Origin of the sequence: Paenimyroides aestuarii, from assembly GCF_024628805.1 — a bacterium.
Taxonomy (GTDB): domain Bacteria; phylum Bacteroidota; class Bacteroidia; order Flavobacteriales; family Flavobacteriaceae; genus Flavobacterium; species Flavobacterium aestuarii_A.
Genome location: NZ_CP102382.1, coordinates 1,395,201 through 1,415,654 on the forward strand (window position 1 = coordinate 1,395,201; position 20,454 = coordinate 1,415,654).

Annotated in this window: 22 protein-coding genes; 3 read left to right on the top strand and 19 right to left on the bottom strand. The window is 34.8% G+C overall.

Annotated features, from left to right (window positions below; all coding sequences use genetic code 11):
• Positions 1-7 precede the first annotated feature (7 nt).
• The 19 genes from NPX36_RS06590 to NPX36_RS06680 form a co-directional block, all read right to left on the bottom strand.
• Complete coding sequence (locus NPX36_RS06590; RefSeq protein WP_257500615.1) at positions 8-1,195, bottom strand: oxygenase MpaB family protein; 1,188 nt, start codon at positions 1,193-1,195, stop codon at positions 8-10.
• A gap of 70 nt (positions 1,196-1,265) precedes the next feature.
• A complete protein-coding gene (locus tag NPX36_RS06595; RefSeq protein ID WP_257500616.1) occupies positions 1,266-3,890 on the bottom strand; it encodes a carboxypeptidase-like regulatory domain-containing protein in 2,625 nt (874 codons plus the stop codon).
• Between the two features lie 49 nt (positions 3,891-3,939).
• On the bottom strand, positions 3,940-4,728 hold the full coding sequence (locus NPX36_RS06600; RefSeq protein ID WP_257500617.1) for a GLPGLI family protein: 789 nt from the start codon (positions 4,726-4,728) through the stop codon (positions 3,940-3,942).
• Positions 4,729-4,806: 78 nt separating this feature from the next.
• Entirely contained in the window at positions 4,807-5,055 is a 249-nt protein-coding gene (locus NPX36_RS06605) for a hypothetical protein (protein ID WP_257500618.1), read from the bottom strand.
• 318 nt (positions 5,056-5,373) lie between these two features.
• Positions 5,374-6,747: an NADH-quinone oxidoreductase subunit N gene (locus NPX36_RS06610; RefSeq protein WP_257500619.1), complete on the bottom strand. Its 1,374-nt coding sequence runs from the start codon at positions 6,745-6,747 to the stop codon at positions 5,374-5,376.
• A 19-nt stretch (positions 6,748-6,766) separates the two neighbouring features.
• Complete coding sequence (locus NPX36_RS06615) at positions 6,767-8,170, bottom strand: complex I subunit 4 family protein (RefSeq protein WP_257500620.1); 1,404 nt, start codon at positions 8,168-8,170, stop codon at positions 6,767-6,769.
• Positions 8,171-8,180: 10 nt separating this feature from the next.
• Entirely contained in the window at positions 8,181-10,049 is a 1,869-nt protein-coding gene (gene nuoL / locus NPX36_RS06620; RefSeq protein WP_257500621.1) for an NADH-quinone oxidoreductase subunit L, read from the bottom strand.
• Between the two features lies 1 nt (position 10,050).
• Positions 10,051-10,371: an NADH-quinone oxidoreductase subunit NuoK gene (gene nuoK / locus NPX36_RS06625; protein ID WP_257500622.1), complete on the bottom strand. Its 321-nt coding sequence runs from the start codon at positions 10,369-10,371 to the stop codon at positions 10,051-10,053.
• Between the two features lies 1 nt (position 10,372).
• Positions 10,373-10,879 (bottom strand): NADH-quinone oxidoreductase subunit J family protein, encoded by a 507-nt coding sequence (locus NPX36_RS06630; protein WP_257500623.1) that lies wholly within the window; start codon positions 10,877-10,879, stop codon positions 10,373-10,375.
• A gap of 2 nt (positions 10,880-10,881) precedes the next feature.
• Positions 10,882-11,421 (bottom strand): NuoI/complex I 23 kDa subunit family protein, encoded by a 540-nt coding sequence (locus NPX36_RS06635; protein ID WP_257500624.1) that lies wholly within the window; start codon positions 11,419-11,421, stop codon positions 10,882-10,884.
• An 11-nt stretch (positions 11,422-11,432) separates the two neighbouring features.
• Positions 11,433-12,464 (bottom strand): NADH-quinone oxidoreductase subunit NuoH, encoded by a 1,032-nt coding sequence (gene nuoH, locus NPX36_RS06640; RefSeq protein ID WP_257500625.1) that lies wholly within the window; start codon positions 12,462-12,464, stop codon positions 11,433-11,435.
• A 2-nt stretch (positions 12,465-12,466) separates the two neighbouring features.
• Positions 12,467-13,489, bottom strand: a complete 1,023-nt coding sequence (locus NPX36_RS06645; protein ID WP_257500626.1) for a 2Fe-2S iron-sulfur cluster-binding protein — start codon at positions 13,487-13,489, stop codon at positions 12,467-12,469.
• 87 nt (positions 13,490-13,576) lie between these two features.
• Positions 13,577-14,941 carry an NADH-quinone oxidoreductase subunit NuoF gene (gene nuoF / locus NPX36_RS06650; protein ID WP_257500627.1) on the bottom strand — a complete coding sequence of 455 codons (1,365 nt, stop codon included), beginning with the start codon at positions 14,939-14,941 and terminating at the stop codon, positions 13,577-13,579.
• Between the two features lie 4 nt (positions 14,942-14,945).
• Positions 14,946-15,482, bottom strand: coding sequence for a complex I 24 kDa subunit family protein (locus tag NPX36_RS06655; protein ID WP_257500628.1), 537 nt, complete (start codon positions 15,480-15,482; stop codon positions 14,946-14,948).
• Between the two features lie 3 nt (positions 15,483-15,485).
• Complete coding sequence (locus tag NPX36_RS06660; RefSeq protein WP_257500629.1) at positions 15,486-16,724, bottom strand: NADH-quinone oxidoreductase subunit D; 1,239 nt, start codon at positions 16,722-16,724, stop codon at positions 15,486-15,488.
• Between the two features lie 10 nt (positions 16,725-16,734).
• Positions 16,735-17,256, bottom strand: coding sequence for an NADH-quinone oxidoreductase subunit C (locus NPX36_RS06665; RefSeq protein WP_257500630.1), 522 nt, complete (start codon positions 17,254-17,256; stop codon positions 16,735-16,737).
• A gap of 1 nt (position 17,257) precedes the next feature.
• Positions 17,258-17,809, bottom strand: a complete 552-nt coding sequence (locus NPX36_RS06670) for an NADH-quinone oxidoreductase subunit B (protein ID WP_257500631.1) — start codon at positions 17,807-17,809, stop codon at positions 17,258-17,260.
• A gap of 14 nt (positions 17,810-17,823) precedes the next feature.
• Entirely contained in the window at positions 17,824-18,189 is a 366-nt protein-coding gene (locus tag NPX36_RS06675; protein ID WP_257500632.1) for an NADH-quinone oxidoreductase subunit A, read from the bottom strand.
• 202 nt (positions 18,190-18,391) lie between these two features.
• Positions 18,392-18,586, bottom strand: a complete 195-nt coding sequence (locus NPX36_RS06680; protein WP_091517786.1) for a cold-shock protein — start codon at positions 18,584-18,586, stop codon at positions 18,392-18,394.
• Between the two features lie 498 nt (positions 18,587-19,084).
• On the opposite strand from NPX36_RS06680, the gene NPX36_RS06685 reads away from it, so the two are divergent.
• From NPX36_RS06685 to NPX36_RS06695, 3 genes are all read left to right on the top strand, one after another.
• Positions 19,085-19,435, top strand: a complete 351-nt coding sequence (locus NPX36_RS06685; RefSeq protein ID WP_257500633.1) for a hypothetical protein — start codon at positions 19,085-19,087, stop codon at positions 19,433-19,435.
• 118 nt (positions 19,436-19,553) lie between these two features.
• Entirely contained in the window at positions 19,554-19,766 is a 213-nt protein-coding gene (locus tag NPX36_RS06690) for a hypothetical protein (RefSeq protein ID WP_257500634.1), read from the top strand.
• 4 nt (positions 19,767-19,770) lie between these two features.
• The gene (locus tag NPX36_RS06695) at positions 19,771-20,217 is read left to right on the top strand and encodes a hypothetical protein (RefSeq protein WP_257500635.1); all 447 of its coding nucleotides are present in this window, start codon (positions 19,771-19,773) and stop codon (positions 20,215-20,217) included.
• Positions 20,218-20,454 lie beyond the last annotated feature (237 nt).

Below are 20,454 nucleotides of genomic sequence, written 5' to 3' on the forward strand. Positions count from 1 at the left end.
TAAGAAGTTACTCCCTTTTTTCTTTGCGATACAAATCCCAGATCTTTACTTGCTCTTTCCTGCCTTTTTGTGCCACTTGGATGTATGATTTTGAATTGCTTTTCGCTTTTTTATCTAAATAATGATTGAAATGGTTCAATAATAAAATCCAATATTTGGCTTTAGAGTAGGGAAGTCCCAATGCAGACCGGCTTTCACTGCCCAATAAAACTTCATTGTAACCAATGTTTGTTTTTTGCACAAACCATTTCATAAGCGAATTATTGGTAAAGCTTACCAATTTTGGTTCTTCGTATAAAGCCCAAGCCAAATCTTTCGAGTCTTGATCGATGCCTTTTTGGGTTTTGCTCCATAAATACAATTGTTTAGCAGCTTCTTCGCCAGTATCAGGCAATAAATTAAACGGAATGCCCAAAAGATAGCCCACATATTTCCACAGATGCAAAACAGCGTTTATTTCTTCATTTGTTGGTGCAATTTTCAATTTTGATAATCCGTCCATAAAGGCAATGGAAAAGCCTAAATTGGTAGCCAACATGTCCCACAAATTAATGGGTCTGCCCCAAAGTTCGGATTTCCAATCAGGTGATTGTTCAATTTGTAAGCGCGAAAACGAATGAATCAGTCGGGTGGTAAGTACCGAATAGATACCTTTTTGCTTGGGTTTTAATCCGTTTACTTCGGTTACAAACATCCAAAAATCAACCGTGTCTGCCAAGCGTTTCACAGCACCTTTGTGCAAAGCTTTTGTAAATATGAGTGGTTTGTTGATTGCCGATGATTCATATCCGCCCATTAAACAATAATTGCGCAAAACCGAAAGTGCCGGTGTTCCGCTGCGGTTGCAGTAAGATGCTGCCTGATTAATCAAATCAAAATCTACCCAAGTTGGAATATCGGTAAACTGTTTAAAAAGTTGTTGTGCGGCTTCAGATAGATGTTCTTTGTTGGACGGATACATAGAAAAATCACGATGCAAATTTGCAATAGCCGCGCTAAACGGTTTGTTGCTGAAATACTCTTTTGCTACGGTATCGCCCAATTCATCAACCTGGAAATACAGCGGAATAAGTTGCTCGCTTTCTTCCAAAGAATCATTGGGCAGTAAATGCGGTAATAAATTATCATTAGTAGCCTTCCAATAACTCGAAAAGGAGTGCTTGTTTTCAGGCTGGTATCTTTCGGGGTATTTCATAGTTTAAAGATATAAAAAAAAGGTTGATTTGAACTTCAAATCAACCTTTAGTACCGTAATTCTTTTATAATTATAGCGAAAATATGATACCAAAATTTGCAAATCCCGATAAAGAATGCATTATCATTTCTTGTGAAAAATTTGGAGTTGCCATTAAGTTGTTTTTAGTGTTATTATCACGAATATTTAATATGTTTTTTGCGTTTAAATAAAATTGTACTTTTTTACTGAAGTTGTACTGTGTTCTAAACCCTAAATCAAAAATATTCTGAGATTGTATTGAAGAAGTTTTAAAAATAAAGTATTGAGAATCTATACTCCAATTAAATTTGTTATTTAATGCTACTCCTGTTAAGGTTGCAAAAGGTGTTATTCTTTCTAGTTTTGATAAGTTCGAAAAAAAAGCAGTACTATTTTTACTAGTATTACTAACATAATTAATACCTGCATTAAAATTTAGTTGATTGTTTTTAAAGTAACTTTGCAGATACAATTTTGAAGATATATTATAATTTTCATTTTCGCTTTTTTCTTTGTTTATAAAGGTTTCAAGCATAGAAACACTACCAAAAGTGTTGAAATTTAAGCCAAATGGTATATTTCGAAATTTTTTATTAAATGTAAAGTTTCCAGATGTTGTTTTATTTGTTTCTATGTACTGAAAATTTTGTTGAGTGACTAATTCTAAGTTATTAAATGTTCTCTCCAACTTTTTTCGATCACTACTATGGGAAAGTGAAAGAGAAGAGAATATATTTTTCTCAGGAATATTGTACATTAATCCAATATTATAAGAATCTGTTATCATTAATTCAGGGGCAACTAGTGATGGCAAGATATAAGATCTGTAATCATCAACTAAATTGTTTGATAGGAAGTTCAGTATCGAAAATCCGTTTAAATTTGCGTTATATGCAAAATAACTGGATAAATTTTTATTTAAATTACGAGAAATACTAAAATTGGGTAAAATAGCACTTACAGCTTTTTTAGAACCAAGTAAATAAGAATGATTGGTGTAATTATATTGAAAACCTAAACTATAGTTAAACAACGGTTTTTTTAAAGTACCTTGATATTGAACACCAAGTATTTGTTCGGATTTGTTGTAATCATCATTTAATTGATAAGATTTTAAATCATCTAAATTATTATTTAAATGCTCGTTCGAACGACCTAAGTATGTTCTAAAAATTAACTTATCACTTCCTAATTTCCACGAAATTCTACCTTGAACTCCAATATCACTGCTTTTCACATTTGTTTTTTGATTTAGGTTAGAATTTAAAATATCAAACCATGAAAACACTTCAGATGAATGAAAGCCTTTTTTTGTATTGGTGGAATTATTGTCGTAAAAAGCTACAACATCTATTAATAAATTTTTAGTTAATGGATTTTTATAAATAGCATTTATACCATATTTATTTGTTTTAAAATTTAAATCATTGTTAAAGTATAATTGGTCACCGCTTGATAAAAAAGTAGATTCTAAAAATTGATTTTGATTATCTTTTGACCATAACGAATAACCATTTACATTAAAATACGAATCGTTGTTTAACTTAACTTCGTATTTTAATATATTTGATGCATAAGCTGATGAACCTGTTATTTTATCTAACCTGTCAATATTGCTTGATTGCCCATCGAAAAATACTTGCTTATTAATTGATTCTTCGGTTTGATCTAATAAGTTGAAAATAGATATAAATTCTATTTTTGACTTGTTGCTAAATTTATGCGAGAAATTTAAGGTGTAATTGGTTAGTTTTCTATATTTTACATGGTCGTCTGCGAATAAAAAAGAAGGTAGATCTAAATCGGAGGTAGAAAAACCTCCTTGTGAGAATTGTTCACTCATAATTCGCTTTCCATTCATTTTTCGGGTATCCATATAATCTTTAACCGATAAAACGCTGTAATTAATGTTATTGGTATTTGTTACCAGATTAAACATTGTTTTTTCGCCAAAATTATAAAGGTTGCCGTGTAAATTGTAGCGTTCTTTAAACCCACCTTCTAATGTAATGTTTCCTTTGAATTTGTTTTTAAAGTTGTCTTTAATGCCAATATTCAAGGCTGTTTTACCGTTTTCATCAAAATTTTTTATGCTTGATAAATTTTTATAATTGGTAAGCAATTCTATTTTTTGAATCATTTCGGCGGTAATATTGTCATTTGCAATTTGGTGGTTTCTATCGAAAAATTCATTGCCATCAAACAACAAATTGTCAATTATTTTTCCGTTGTATCTTATTTTTCCATCCTCATCAATTGCTAATCCGGGTAATTTGTTAACTACATCTTTTAGTTTTAGTTCGGAACCATTTAATAGTGATTTTAAATTATATTGCAGGGTATCACCTTTTTTAATTACATCATACGCTTTTGTATCTATTATTATCTCTGTAAGCTCATTTGTTTTTGCTTCTAATACGACATTTAAGAACTCATTTGTATCTAAAATTAATTCTTTAGATTCATAAGAAAAATGCTGTACTTTTAACTTTAGCGGAAAGGCATTATTATTTGTAGCGATAGTAAAATTACCCAAACTGTTTGTTTGGGTATAAGTGATTATTTTATTGGTTGTGTTATTTATTAGTTGAATAGTAACTAAAGGTATTTTGTTGCCGCCTTCGTCTGTTATAGTGCCATTAATTTCCTGCCCATAAAAAATATAGGGAATCAAGCTAATAAATAATGATAAAAGTATTTTGTAAATGCTTTTCAACTAGAAATTAATATGTAATAGTTTGTTTTGTTATATTGCTATTATTAGGGTCTTTTTCTATTATGTTTTTAAATTGAGGTTTAGGTGTGTTAGGTTTCATGTAAACTTCATTAAAAGTGTAGGTTTGCCCAGTAAAAGTTGGTTTTTGTATATTGATTGGGTTGTCAATGAATTTCACCGATTTAGCAACTAATTCTGAAGCACCTGTATTCACGTAAAGGATAAGACCTGGCAGGCTGTCATACTTTTCTGGACCGGCACTAATGGGTATCTCATCGGTAAACCAAGCTTCAAAATGATATCCATTAATTTTTGATATTGCTTTTGTACAGGTGTAGCCACTTATTTCTTTTTGCTCGTTTGTAATTTCCCATTGCCAATCAAAGAAATTATCTACAATTTGCTTTTTTTCATTTACAAATAGTTCGGCATATATTTTTCTGTCAATATAATCTTTGAAAAATCTTTTTTCAAAAATTCTGAAAATTCTAGACGTGTCCTCAAATGTGATAACTTGTGTGATTTCTTCACCATTCGCTAACTTAACTAATTCAGTGCTTGTCTCAGTTTTATTTAGTTTTGAGAAGTCGTTGTTTTCATATAATGATATTCCATTTGCATAAGTTAATGTATAAGAAAACATATTACGTTCAAAAGTTTTCCGTACAGGTGCAGGAAGTTGTTTTATTTCTTCAGGATTTTTTACAATTTTGTTTTCAAAATACTCTACTTGTATTTTTTGTGCAAACGAATTTACGGTTATTAAGAAAAAAAACGTTAATGTATATTTAAGCATAATTTATTCAATATTTAAGCGATTGTATAATTATGTTAATACAATCGCTTGATTTTAATCGTTCAGTTAACAATTTCGCTACCAGCCGTAACCCCAACAAGAAGTTGAAGATGATGTACCTCCGTGTCCTAGAGACATACAAGTTGTACATGCACCGGTTGTTACATAATACCAAGTGGTGGTGGTATAAACTTGTCCATCTATACCTGTGTAATCCGTTTGGTAAATGCCCACGAGGCTTTTATATTCAACTGTAGAACAAATACGATACCCCCCTTCTAAACTTTCAGTTTCTTTTTCTGAAGAATTAGTTGAAGGTGGATTCATCTCTAGACCTTCTAGAGGGTTTACAACTTCATTAGAAGCAAACCCATTTGCCGCGCAAGCTATCACAGTATTAGCTAGAAATAATTTTTTTTCTCATATCAGTATTAAATTAGCAATTAATATCCCTATTATAATGATAAAAATAGTAGTACACAAATTTCGGTATAAAAATACCATTTATGTGTTACGTTTTCAATAAGTTAAAAGCCTAAAATCATCTAAGCTTTCTGTGTTTCAGAAATATAGTATGAGTGTTTAAAGATATAAAAAAAGGTTGATTTGAACTTCAAATCAACCTTTAGTAAAGTAATCAATTAACTAAAATAAATCTATTATTAATGATGGGCAAAATCCGATAATTAGATTAATGATGATGGCTGCTACAGCAACCGTTACATACACAAGGTTTTTTGGATAAACTGTTTGTGCATCTGCATTTTTATAGGTAAACATGGTGATGATTACCTTAAAGTAGTAATAAATACTAATGATTGATGTGATTACAGCAATGATAACTGTGATATAGAAACCTTGTTTTAAGGCTTCGGTAAACAAGAATAATTTTCCAAAGAATCCGGCTAAAATAGGTATTCCTGCCATTGATAATAAGGCCAACGACAAGGTTACTGCCAACACTGGTTTGTGTTTTGCAAATCCGCGGAAATGCATAACCAATTCTTCTTTTTTATCTTGGCAAACATATAAAATAACGCTAAACGCTGCAATACCTGCTACTGCATAAGCTGCCATATAATAAAATAAATAAGGCTCGGCGGTTTTACCCAACAAAATTGCCGTTAACATAAAACCGGCATGCGAAATACCTGAATAGGCCATAAGACGTTTGATGTTGGTTTGTTTCAATGCCATTACGTTACCCACAATCAATGTTACTACAATTAAAAAGGCAATTAAGTTTACAAAGTTTGTTGGCATGGCAGGGAAAAATACTACGCTTAATTTGTAAAACGCAGCTACGGCAGCCACTTTTGCCAAGGTACTCATGGTGGTGGTGGTAAGCAAAGGTGCTCCTTGATACACATCCGGAGCCCAGAAATGGAATGGGAAGGCAGCTATTTTAAATAACAAACCAACCAACATTAATGTGAAACCAACCGTGAACCATTTTGGCATAGCCAATTGTGTGCTTGCCAAAAGAATCTGATCCATGTCAAACGAAGCTGTTGCGCCATAAATCAAGGCTATTCCGAACAAAATAAATCCTGAAGCGAAAGATCCCATTAAGAAATATTTCATTCCGGCTTCGTTGCTTTTGATATTTGTTCGGTCGCTTCCTGCTAAAATGTATAAGGTAATCGATAAAATTTCTAATCCTAAAAAGAACATTACCAAGTTTCCAAATGAAACCATACAGTATGCACCAATCAATAAGAATATTTTTAAAGAGGTGTAATCTGATATTTTATCGTATTGTTCCTTGTAAAATGATTGACCCAAAGCCACTATAAAAAACGTTAAAACAATAAATAACGAATTGAACAAAACCGTTGATTTGTTTACCACGATCATATTATTATAAAACGAATCTACGGTGTTGTAATCGCAGATATTTAATCCTAAAGCCACCAACAAACCAATCAAAGTAAGAGGTACAATGGTTTTGCGCAGGTTAAAAATTTCTAATACTAATATAAGAACCGCTAAAGATGCTAAAGCTATTAATGTACTCATAGTTTAATTTTTCTATGTTCTATTGAATAAATAAATCGGTTAGTAATTTTGGATAGATTCCCAAACCAATTAAAACCACGCAAATAATTGCCAAAACCATATATTCTTTAGTAGTTACTTCGGCAAAAACTTTGTTTTCAGTACTTCCTAACACGGCATTTTGAAACATTTTTAGCATGTAATATGCTCCCAAAATGATCGATGTTCCTGCAAAAATGGCGTATAATAATTCTTTTTCTGATAAGGCAAACAATAGGGTAAACTCTCCGATGAATCCAAAAGTTCCCGGCAAACCAATCGATGCAAATAATACAATTAAAAAGAAAGTGGTGAATTTAGGAGCTTGTGAACGAATACCGCCCATTTCCTTAATTTGATAGGTGTCGTATCTTTTGTAAATGATATCGGCTAAATAAAACAAGCCAACCACTACAAAACCGTGGGCTACCATCTGAATAATCGCACCTTGATAACCCGTGCTATTTCCAACATAAGCGCCGGCAGCGATTAAACCAACGTGTGCCATTGACGAATAGGCCAATAAACGTTTTAAATTTTCAGAACGTAAAGCAATCAACGAAGCATAAATGATACCGATGATGCAAAGTACAATAACTGTTTTTAAAACATTTTCGGATACATTTCCTGCAATCGGCATTTGCCAACGCAAAATAGAGTAGATACCCATTTTTAGCATGATGCCCGAAAGTAACATAGTACCAATTGTTGGCGATTTTTCGTAGGTGTTTGCCTGCCATGTGTGGAAAGGAAAAACAGGAATCTTAATTCCATAAGCTAAGAAAAATGCCAAGAAAATATAATTTGCTTCTTTGGTTGATAGCACTGCTTTAGAAAGATCAGCCCAAGCAAAACTTCCTGTTACTGAATACAAATAAGCAAAAGCCGCCAACATGAACAGTGATCCTGCAAAAGTGTAGATAAAAAAGGTTACCATCACGCGTTTGCGTACTTTCCAATCGTCGCTTCCCCATAATAATCCAATAAAGAAAATAGGTAACAATGCTAATTCCCAGAAAATATAGTACACCAAACCATCTTGTGCCAAGAATGTTCCAGCCATTGCAAATGCCATAAACAAAACCAAAGCATACAACTGGTTTGCTTTAGAATATAAGGTGTTGAACGATGCCAAAATAATAATTGGCAACAAAAGCGTTGTTAATAGCACCATGGTTAAGCTTAAACCATCCACCACAAATGATAAAGCTACATTTGGGTTTGAAATCCATTGCTGTGTAAACGAGATATTGCCACCGTTTAAATAATCGCCTGTTAAAATCAATGCAATTACGGCGTTTATCAAACTGGTTACTAAAGCAATTTTAGCTGCATTTTTAGAGTTTGATGCCAACGTAGCAACTGCTCCCAAAACATAAATAAGTAAAATAATAATACAATTCATTGCCATAATTTTAGTAACACATAAATAAATAATACAACAAGCCACAAACACCAATTACAAAGGCAAATAAATACAGACCAATGTTTCCGTTTTGTGCTTTTTTACCTTGATAAGATAGTTCTGCTGGAATTCTCCCAAAGCTTAAAACCACCCCGTTTATCAATCCATCGATTTGTTTTTTGAAGAATGATCCAAAGAAATTCAATGGATGAACAATTAATGATTGATAAATTTCATCTAAATAATATTTGTTTACAAGCACTTTTTGTAAGCCCGACACATTGTTATCATTAACAGGAACTTGCTTGTTTTTAACATATTTAAAGTAGGCAACCATTAAACCAACCAATGCACCAACAACAGCCAATCCCATTAAGATGTATTCAGTTGTGCCTAATTCATGGTGGTGTAATGTAGCACTGTTTTTAATCACCGGTTTTAAAAATTCGTTCAACCAACTGTTTCCTGGAAGGCTGATTAATCCGCCAACTGCTGCCAATACTGCCAAAATTATCAAAGGCATGGTCATTGCAGACGGACTTTCGTGTAAATGATCTTCTTGTTCTTTGGTGCCTCTGAATTTGTTAGAGAAGGTTAAGAACAACAAGCGGAACATGTAAAATGCAGTTAATATCGATGCTAAACTTGCAATAACCCATAACACCGTATTGTGGTGAAATGCCGATAATAAAATTTCATCTTTAGAGAAGAAACCTGACAACGGAGGAAAACCTGAAATAGCTAAAGTGGATATAAAAAATGTAGCATACGTGATTTTCATGTGTTTCTTTAATCCACCCATGTGGCGCATATCTTGTTCGCCGCCAATTGCGTGGATAACCGATCCGGAACCTAAGAACAAACATGCTTTAAAGAACGCGTGTGTAATTACGTGGAAAACGGCAACTTCGTACGCACCTAAGCCTAATGCCAAAAACATTAAACCTAATTGCGATACAGTAGAGTATGCCAATACTTTTTTAATATCGTTTTGTACCAGCGCAATAGTTGCTGCAACTAACGAGGTTATTGCACCAATAATTGCAATAATGTGTTGCACATCGGGCGTTAAATCGAACAAAAAGTTTAAGCGGGTAATCATAAATATACCTGCGGTAACCATTGTAGCTGCGTGGATCAATGCCGAAACAGGTGTTGGTCCCGCCATTGCATCTGGTAACCAAGTGTATAGCGGTAATTGCGCACTTTTACCTGTTGCTGCAATAAAGAATGCCATGGTTGCAATTCCTAGAGTAGGTGCTAAATAGCTTTGTTCTTTTAAGGCAACGAAATCAAGCGTGTGAAATAAATAGCCGGTTACAAAAATACCAACCAAAAAGCCTAAATCACCAATACGGTTCATGATGAATGCTTTTTTAGCGGCGTTGTTGTAATCTTGATTTTTATACCAAAATCCAATTAATAAGTAAGAGCATAAACCAACGCCTTCCCAACCAATAAACATCATTGCTAAGTTGCTTCCTGTGACTAAAATCAACATGAAGAAAACAAAGAAATTCAGATAGGTAAAGAATTTAGAAAAATGCTCGTCATGGCTCATATAACTTGTTGAATACAGATGGATCAATGTTCCGATACCTGTTATGAACAACAACCAAAGAGCAGCTAATTGATCGAAATAAAATCCGAAATCAATAGAAAAATAATTGAATTTCATCCATTCAAATAACACCACTTTTACAGGTGCTGCATCTTGAATGTAAGCGAAAAATAAGCATGAAGTTACAAACGAAGCAGCAATCGCTACTGTTGCAATAGTACCCGATACTTTTTTGCTTAAATGTTTGCCCCAAAATCCGTTGATTAATGTACCAACCAAAGGGAAAATCAATGTAAGTAGTAATATAGTTGTACTCATGCTATCCTTTTAATTTTTTAAGTTTATCAATATCGATTGATCCAATGTTTCTGTAGATGGCTACCAAAATTGCCAAACCAATTGCCACTTCGGCTGCGGCAACCGCCATTGTAAAGAATACAAAAACTTGTCCGTTGGCATCTTCGTGGTAATTGGAAAAAGCCACTAAAAGCAAGTTTGCTGCATTCAGCATAATTTCGATCGACATAAACATTACAATTGCGTTTCTGCGGTACAAAATACCAAACGCTCCAATACAAAATAATAATATGGCTAGATAAATGTATTGGTCTATACCAATTTGTTGTAAAACATGTTCCATATTATGCTGTTTTTTTCTCTTTTTTAGATATTAATACGGCACCAATCATCGCCATAAGCAATAAAACTGCTGCCATTTCAAACGGAACTACGAATTCATTAAGCAAAGCTTTGCCCAATACTTGTATCGATTGAAAATCTACTCCTGTTTGGGTGTAGGTTTCTAGTGCCGGAGCTGTTTGTGCTAACGAACTCACTAAAAAGAAACCAATCAAGCAAAAACAAATTGTAGCAATGATTTTGGTAACAACGGGTTTGGCAATTTCATCGCTAATATTTAGATTCATTAACATGATGGTGAACAACATTAAAATCATGATGGCACCAGAATATACAATGATATGCACCATTGCCAAAAATTGCGAGTTCAACAATGCATAATGACCAGCAACACTGAAAAAACAAACCACCAACCAAATGGCGCTGTGAATGGGGTTTTTAGAAAGAATAGTTAAAAACGCGCTTCCTAAAGTAACAGCCGAAAGAATGTAAAATAAAATCTCTATCATTTTTATTCTGATTTTGCTGTGTTGTTAATAGCTTGATCTAAAGGCATAACCAATTGTTCTTTACCAAAAATAAAATGTTCGCGATTGGTGTCTGCCTTTACAATTTTTTTAGAGGTGGTAAGGTAGATGGCTTGTTTAGGGCAAGCTTCTTCGCACAAACCGCAATAAATACAACGCAACATATTAATTTCGTATATCTCGGCGTATTTTTCTTCTCTGTATAAATGTTTTTCGTCGGGTTTGCGTTCGGCAGCTTTCATAGTAATTGCTTCTGCCGGACATGATAAGGCACACAAACCACAAGCAGTGCAACGTTCTCTGCCTTCTTCATCGCGCATAAGCATGTGTTGCCCACGATACACCGGACTGAACGGACGGGTTTCTTCAGGATAATTAATGGTTACTTTCTTTTTAAACAAATGTTTAAACGTAGTAGCCATTCCGCCGGCAATTGCACCAATGTATAAGCGCTCGCCCAAGGTCATTTCTTTATTAGAAACCTGTTTTTTTCGGCCTGATAAGGATATATTTTGAATAGACATATTCTTAATTTTTAGCTTTTTAATAATAACACAACCGCTGTGATAACGATATTAATAATGGCTAACGGTATTAATGTTTTCCAGCCTAAATTCATTAATTGGTCATAGCGGAAACGCGGAATGGTCCAACGCACCCACATGTATAAAAATATAAAGAAACATATTTTTATAAACAATACAGCAATACCAATACCGTTAGCTGCATTTTCGCCCCAATTTTCTGCTGCCCAAGTCATCCCCGGATAATTGTAAGCACCCAAATAAAGAACAGCTAGTAGGGTAGAAGATATAAACATTGCGGCATATTCTGCAAACAAGAAGAAGCCCATTCGCATAGACGAATATTCGGTGTGGTAACCACCAATCAATTCTTGTTCACATTCTGCTAAATCAAAAGGGGTTCTGTTGGTTTCTGCAAACGAACAAATTAAAAAGATTAAAAAACCAATTGGTTGGTAAAATATATTCCAATTCATCTCGTGTTGACCTGCTGCAATATCGCGTAAACTCATAGAGCTGTGCATCATTAACAATGCCACAATAGACAAGCCCATCGCAATTTCGTAGGAAATCATTTGCGAAGCTACACGCATGGCACTAATCAACGAATATTTATTGTTTGATGCCCAGCCACCAATCATGATGCCATACACACTTACCGATAGCACAGCAAAAACATACAACATGGCCACATTGATATCAGCAGCTTGTAAGATTACTTTTCTACCGCCAATTTCTAAGGTATCACCCCAGGGAATTACTGCCGAGGTCATCAACGCCATAGTCATTGATATAAACGGACCCAATACAAACAAAAACGTGTTGGGTGTGTTGGGCATGAATTCTTCTTTTGCAAAAAGTTTTAAACCATCTGCTAAAGGCTGAAACATTCCACCCGGACCCGCACGGTTTGGACCTCTACGGTCTTGAATCCATGCGGCAATTTTTCGTTCTGCCAACGTACAATACATGGCAAAAAGCATTGTAATTGCAAAAACAGCTACAATGATTACACTTTTTTCTATAATAATTGCTTCTTCCATAATTAGCTGTTTTCTGTGTTTTTATATGGAACTTCTTTCATACTGATTTTTTTGCGGTCTTGCTCACGACCTTCTAAAATCTGCTTTTCGGTAGCAATTTTCACAGTATCCATTTTACGGGTATAGTTGTTTTGATTGATTACTGAGAATTTTTCAAATTTTCTTGGACCTTCAATCACCCAATCCGATACTTCTTTATGATCAAAACGACATTCGTTACAGATGAATTCTTCTACTTCATGATACTCATCTTTACGAGCCGTGACACGTTGAATTTCGTTTCCAAACATCCACAAAGTTGTTTTTCCGCAACATTTATCGCAGTTTCTGTGGGCATTAAACGGTTTGTTGAACCAAACACGCGATTTAAAACGAAAGGTTTTATCGGTCAATGCACCCACCGGACACACATCAATCATATTTCCAGACATTTCGTGGTCAATCGATGCCGAAATATAGGTAGAAATTTGTGCGTGGTCGCCACGGTTTAGTACGCCGTGGTTTCTGCTGCCACAAACTTGCTCAGCAGTGTGCACACAACGATAGCACAAAATGCAACGGTTCATGTGCAACTGAATTTTATCGCCAATGTTTTCAGGCTCAAACGTGCGTTTTTCTTCTTTAAAACGCGTTTTTTCTAACCCGTGTTTAAACGAAAGGTTTTGCAAATCACATTCACCAGCTTGGTCGCACACAGGGCAATCTAATGGGTGGTTGATCAACAAAAATTCTGTAACCGCTTTGCGGGCATCTAATGCGCGTTCCGAAGTTTTTACTTTTACTTCCATACCATCCATTACACCTGTTTTGCAAGAAGGCATCATTTTAGGCATTGGGCGCGGATCTGCTTCGCTGCCTTTTGATACTTCTACCAAACACGCACGACAGTTACCGCCTGTATCTTTTAATTTTGAATAGTAGCACATGGCAGGTGGCACTACATCACCGCCAATCATGCGAGCCGCCTGCAACACGGTGGTTCCCGGTTCTACTTCTATTTCTATTCCGTCTATTGTAACTTTCATTTCTCTTTTAGTTTAAGGTTTAAGGTTTCAAGTTTAGGGTTATGCTTAATTTACATATACCAGTTCACATTGAACATTAAACTAAATTTATAGGGTTTCCTTTGCTACTAAATGTTTTACTTTTTCAAAAGGTTCATTTACAAAATGATCTCTGTTTTTTATTTTTTCTGGGAAACGAATGTGGTATTCAAACTCCTCTCTAAAATGACGAATGGCAGCAGCAACTGGCCAAGCAGCCGCATCGCCCAACGGACAAATGGTGTTTCCTTCAATTTTTGCTTGAACACTCCACAATACATCAATATCTTCTTCTGTACCTTGACCGTTTTCAATTCTCCACAATATTTTTTCCATCCATCCCGTTCCTTCGCGACAAGGTGAACATTGCCCACAGCTTTCATGGTGATAGAACCTAGAGAAATTCCATGTGTTTCGAACGATACAAGCCGTATCATTATAAACAATAAATCCGCCTGAACCTAATGAAGATCCTGTCGCAAAACCGCCGTCTGCCAACGATTCATACGTCATTAAACGATCTTCACCGTTTGCGGTTTTAAAAATTAAATGTTGCGGGAGAATCGGCACCGATGAACCGCCAGGAATTAATCCTTTCAACGGACGATCATCAATCATTCCGCCACAATATTCATCAGAATTCATGAATTCATCAACGGTAATTCCCATTTCAATTTCATAAACCCCAGGTTTTTTAACATGACCCGAAACAGAGAATAGCTTGGTTCCGGTAGATCTTCCTAAACCAATTTTAGCATAATCTTCGCCCGAATTCAGTACAATCCATGGCACAGAGGCGATTGATTCTACGTTGTTTACAACTGTTGGGTTTTGCCACAGACCTTTAACTGCCGGAAAAGGCGGTTTGATACGTGGGTTCCCACGTTTACCTTCCAAAGATTCTATTAAAGCGGTTTCTTCGCCACAAATATAAGCGCCACCACCACAATGAACGTGAAGGTCTAAATCATAACCCGATCCTTTGATGTTTTTACCCAACCAACCCGCAGCGTATGCTTCTTTAATGGCGCGTTCCAAGGTTTTAAAAACCCACATATATTCACCACGAATGTAGATATACGAAAGGTTTGCTCCTAAGGCAAACGATGAGGTAATCATTCCTTCGATTAATAAATGCGGAATGTATTCCATTAAATAGCGGTCTTTAAACGTGCCGGGTTCCGATTCATCGGCATTACAAACCAAATGGCGTGGATTTCCCGATTTTTTATCGATAAAGCTCCACTTTAAACCCACAGGGAAACCTGCACCACCGCGACCACGCAAACCAGAAGTTTTCACTTCTTCGGTGATATCGTCGGGGTTCATTTTCAATGCTTTTTCAACAGAAGCATAGCCCCCATTTTCGCGATAAACATCGTATGTTTTGATACCCGGAATATGGATTTTATCAAATAATATTTTTTGTCCCATGGTATTATTTATCGTGTAAGGTTATTTTTCCTTCTTTACAATCGGCAATCAGCTGATCTACTTTTTCTTTGGTTAAATGTTCGTGGTAAAAATCGCCCAATTGCAACATGGGAGCATAACCACAAGCACCTAAACATTGTACACCCACTACAGAAAACATTCCGTCTGCTGTTACCTGTCCGGGTTTTACGCCTAATTTTTCGCAGGTATAATCCATAACATCTTCGGCTTTATTAATGGCGCAGCAAGATGTTACGCAGAATTCCAACATATACTTTCCTACCGGTTTTTGGTTGAACATGGTGTAAAAAGTAACCACTTCATACACTTCAATAGGTGTAATATTCAAAAATTCGGCAGCTTTGTTTTGCAATTCCACACTCAACCAATTGTCGTGTGCATCTTGCAATTCGTGCAATACGGGCAACAATGCCGATTTTTGTTTTCCTTCGGGATAATGGCTTTTTAACTCGTTGATGCGTTCCATTAACGCCGGAGTTATATTTATATCTTGATGGTATTTTTTATCTAAAGTTTCCATATACTAACAATCTAATTCACCAGCAATAACGTTCATACTTGAAAGCGTAATAATGGCATCAGACAAGCTGCGCCCTTTCACAATTTCGTTAAAAGCTTGGTAATAAATGAAACAAGGTCTGCGGAAGTGCAAGCGATAAGGTACACGGCTTCCGTTGGTTATCAGGTAAAAGCCTAATTCGCCGTTTCCGCCTTCCACTGAATGATACACTTCGGTATTTGGAACCGGAATTTCGCCCATAACAATTTTGAAATGGTAAATTAAGGCTTCCATATTGTTGTACACATCTTCTTTTGGAGGAAGATAGTAATCGGGAACATCAGCGTGAAAGCCACCTTCAGCAGGCATTTTTTCTAACGCCTGACGGATGATTTTCATACTTTCCCAAACTTCGGCATTTCGCACACAAAAACGATCGTAGCAATCGCCATTTTGCCCAACCGGAATATCAAATTCAAAATCTTCGTAAGAACAATAAGGACTCGCCACGCGAATGTCGTAATCAACACCAGCAGCACGTAAGTTAGGGCCTGTAAAGCCGTAACTCATTGCCATTTCGGCATCAACAGCACCTGCACCAATGGTACGATCCATGAAAATTCGGTTGCGGGTAAGCATGTTTTCAAATTCGGTCCAAACCGCTGGGAATTCTGCTAAAAATTCATCGATTTTTCTCCAAGCTGTTTCGCTCCAATCACGTTCAAAACCTCCGATTCTTCCCATGTTAGTCGTTAGGCGTGCACCGCAAATTTCTTCGTAGATTTCATAAATCTTTTCGCGGTATTGCATCACGTATAAGAAACCAGTCAAAGCGCCGGTATCAACACCCATTACCGAACTACAAATGATATGATCGGCAATTCGGGCTAATTCCATAATAATTACACGCATATATTGTACGCGTTTTGGAATTTCGATACCCAACATTTTTTCAACCGTCATCCACCAACCTGTATTGTTGATGGGCGATGAACAGTAATTTAAGCGATCTGTTAAAACGTTTATTTGATAAAACGGACGGTTTTCTGCAATTTTTTCAAAGGCACGGTGAATGTATCCAACGGTTCCTTCGCCATCGATGATTTTTTCGCCATCCATTAAAAGAATGTTCTGAAAAATTCCGTGGGTTGCAGGGTGTGTGGGTCCTAAATTTAAAATAGATAATTCTACACCATCTTTTTCTTTGGTTTCCTTGATTTGTTTTTCAAATCGCTTTTCCGGAACTAATAATAAATCAGACATCGTTTTCGTATTAACAATTAGGACCAGTTCTACCAAAGAAACGGTCGTCTTTATCGGTTCTTCCTTGATCTTCTAAAGGAAATTCTTTTCTTAAAGGGAAAGATTGCATTTCATCCATATTTAAAATGCGTTTTAATTGTGGATGATTTTTAAATACAATTCCATAAAAATCAAATGTTTCGCGTTCTTGCCAGTTTGCAGCAGGATACAACGAAACAATGCTTTCCACTTCGGGATTTTTTGCCGGTAAAAAAACTTTTACGCGAACACGTATATTATCGAACCAATTGTGTAAATGATATACTACACAAAATTGGCGGTCTTCTTCATAATCGGGATAGTGCACTCCGCAAACATCGGTTAAGAAATTAAAGTTCATAGAGGCATCTTCTTTTAAGAATTGAATCACTTCAAAGGATGCTTCTTTTTTAACTTCAAATGCCAACATATCGTGCAAAACATGAAAATTTTCTACCTTAGGGGTAAACTGTTGGCTTAGCGTTTGCTGAATGATTTCGTTTGTTAAGCTCATGTTATTTAATGTTGTATGAGTTTAATAAATCTTTGTATTCCTCGCTGCTTCTACGGCGAACCGATTCGTTTTTAACGATGTTTTGCAGCTCTAGAATACCGTCTAAAATTTGTTCGGGGCGCGGTGGGCAACCTGGCACATATACATCAACAGGAATTACTTTATCGATACCCTGCAAAACTGAATAGGTGTCAAAAACCCCACCGGTGCTTGCGCAAGCGCCAACGGCAATCACCCATTTAGGTTCTGCCATTTGTTCGTACACTTGGCGTAAAATAGGCGCCATTTTTTTAGCGATGGTTCCCATTACCAAAAGCATATCGGCTTGGCGAGGAGAGAAACTCATACGTTCTGACCCAAATCGGCCAATATCGTAGGTAGCAGCCATGGTAGCCATGTATTCAATGCCGCAACATGAAGTTGCAAAAGGCAGCGGCCACATAGAATTGGCGCGCGCTAAACCTACCACTTCACTTAATTTTGTTGCAAAAAAACCTTCGCCAGCGAAACCATCGGGCGGAGCAACTTGTTTTATGTTTGATGGATTACTCATAATTTTTACTGCATTTATTCAAACTCTAATCCTTTTTTCTTAAACTCATATAATAAGCCTACAATTAATAGGAACATAAAAATGCCCATTTTATATAAGCCTTCCCAGCCTAATTCCATGAAATTTACGGCCCACGGATACATAAAAATAACCTCTACATCGAACAAAACAAAGAGAATGGCCACCAAAAAGTAGCGCACATTGAAAGGAACGCGGGCATTACCGAACGATTCGATACCACATTCGAAGTTTACGTCTTTATTTTTCGATGCTTTTTTAGGACCTAAAAAACCTGAAATTATAATGGTAACAAAAACAAAACCCGCTGCCAGCCCAAGCTGCATAAGGATTGGGATTAAATCTAATTGATTTGATTGCATGTTGTTTGGTGCATTAAATTTTCAAACTTCAAATATAATTTTTTCATAGCGTATAAAAAACCAATTGTTTTGCTTTGTATAGCATTTTAACGGTTTTGTAGTAATTTATAATGGTTATAAATAAACTGTGCGAATAAAAAAAACACTTGCGCAAGCAAGTGTTTCTTTTTTTGGAACTAAATATATGTTGTACTAACGTATATTATAAAACAACAACGTCAGTTGCGATTTTTCCTTTTTTTCCGTCAGATTCAACGTAGTTCACTACATCTCCATCTTTTAATTCTCTTGATTTAAGTCCAGAGATGTGAACGAAAATGTCTTGACCTGTTGTTTCGTCTGTAATAAATCCAAATCCTTTTGATTCATTGAAGAACTTTACTGTACCTGTTCTCATTTGTAATAATAAAAAATAAATTAATAATGGTCAAAGATAAACTTTTTATTCTGTTTTCAAAGTTTTTGAGAAGTATTTTTAATCAAAAAATAAAAATTTTAAAGGAATGGTAATTTATGCTTTTTGTAATTTGAAATTGCTTATAAGTGTTTAAAAAAGTTGGTAGAAATTGTTTTGCACAGCAAAGGCGAGTTATTACTTAAAAAAAATCGATTAAAAAGTAAAAAAAAGGCAGTTTAAAAACTTAAACAAATCTTCTTTAATTGGTATGCAAAGGCAAAGATTTTTTACTTTTGGCATAGCGCATTATTATATGATTTTTTTATTGTATAAAGCAAACAGCAAAAGTTAAAATTCAACTTTTTTGAAACGGAAAATGATATTATTAAGTTTGTTACGAAAGGATTCGGACGGAAAAGCAGTCTCATGCAAGAATTAGGTGTCGGTTTTAATGGAAAACCTAGAGTAGTTAATGCCTTACAACCTTAAATTTTACTAATGAGAAAAATAGTTTTTGAAAGATTTGTATTTATTGTTTTGCTTATAATGCTATGGTTTCTTGCAGTAAAATCAATAAGAACTACAGATATGTATCACAGTTCATTTACTGATGTTGTAGAAAAAGTTATATATAATACAAGAGATAGTACATATATAAATATTCAATTCAAAAATACTGGTGAAACTAACATGTTGTCTGGAATTCAAAACCCACAATTTTCTAAAAACAAAGACTTAATTGTAAAAGGAGATGCTATTTTTAAACCCATTTTTAGTAAAGATTTCTTTGTTTTTAGGAAGCGTAACGGAAGCTATTTGTATCTCTATAAAATCACATCAATAGATTAACAAAATGAAATAAAATCTTATAAATATTCAACGATTGGTGTTTTTGTTGATAGCTGTATTTGTTTTCTTCTTTACTCGTTATTATATTCGTGATAAAGATATGTATCAAAACACTTTAATGAGAGTAATCAATGAAACCAAAAAAATAAGAGATAATAGATACCTCATTAAGTTTAACAATACACCTGATTTTAATGTTCTTTCGGAGATACATATCGATAAGAAATTGGTTAAAGGCGATTCTATTTATAAACCACTATTTTCAAATGAAATTTTAATATACAGAAAAAATGAAGCAAACAAATATGAACTATTTCACACAAATAAATAATTAGATGATAAAATCCTTAATATTTGGTATTATTTCCATTTCGGTGTTGATTTTAACGGGATGTAATTTTAATAAAACATATTCAAATAGAATATCAGATAAACAGGATGCAGAGGTGATTGCTGAAAGATTGTATGTTTTGATGGAAAAATCTCAGTTTGAAGAAGCGGAACAATTATTTAGTGAAAAATTCCTTAATGTTACACCATCAGACTCTTTGCAAAAGATGTTTTTAAAGATAAAAAGTTTAGGCGAATTTCAAAGTAAGGAACTTCAAGACTGGAAAACGTTTGTATTGGAAGGATCAAAACCTAAATCGCAATATGCTTTGTATTATAAAGTAGATTATTCACATCATGAAGCTAAAGAAACCATACGAATGGAAAAAAAAGGCGATAAAATAATGATTGTGGGATATGAAGTATATTCAGATGGTTTTAGTTCAAAATAGTATTAGTGATAGAGGGTATCGTGAATTGTAAGTTATTTTCTTTTTTTTCTTGAGGTATTTCAGCAGGGTTAGGGGTGTTGTTGATATATGGATTGAAACGTATAATTATTACCTTTTAAAACTGTGAATTTAAAACAATTTCAGATACGATAGATGAAAATGTTGGTTCATAAAGCTGGGTGAATGCACTATTTTAAAAATTTATATGATGATAAAAAGCAAGTTTTCGGGAGATGC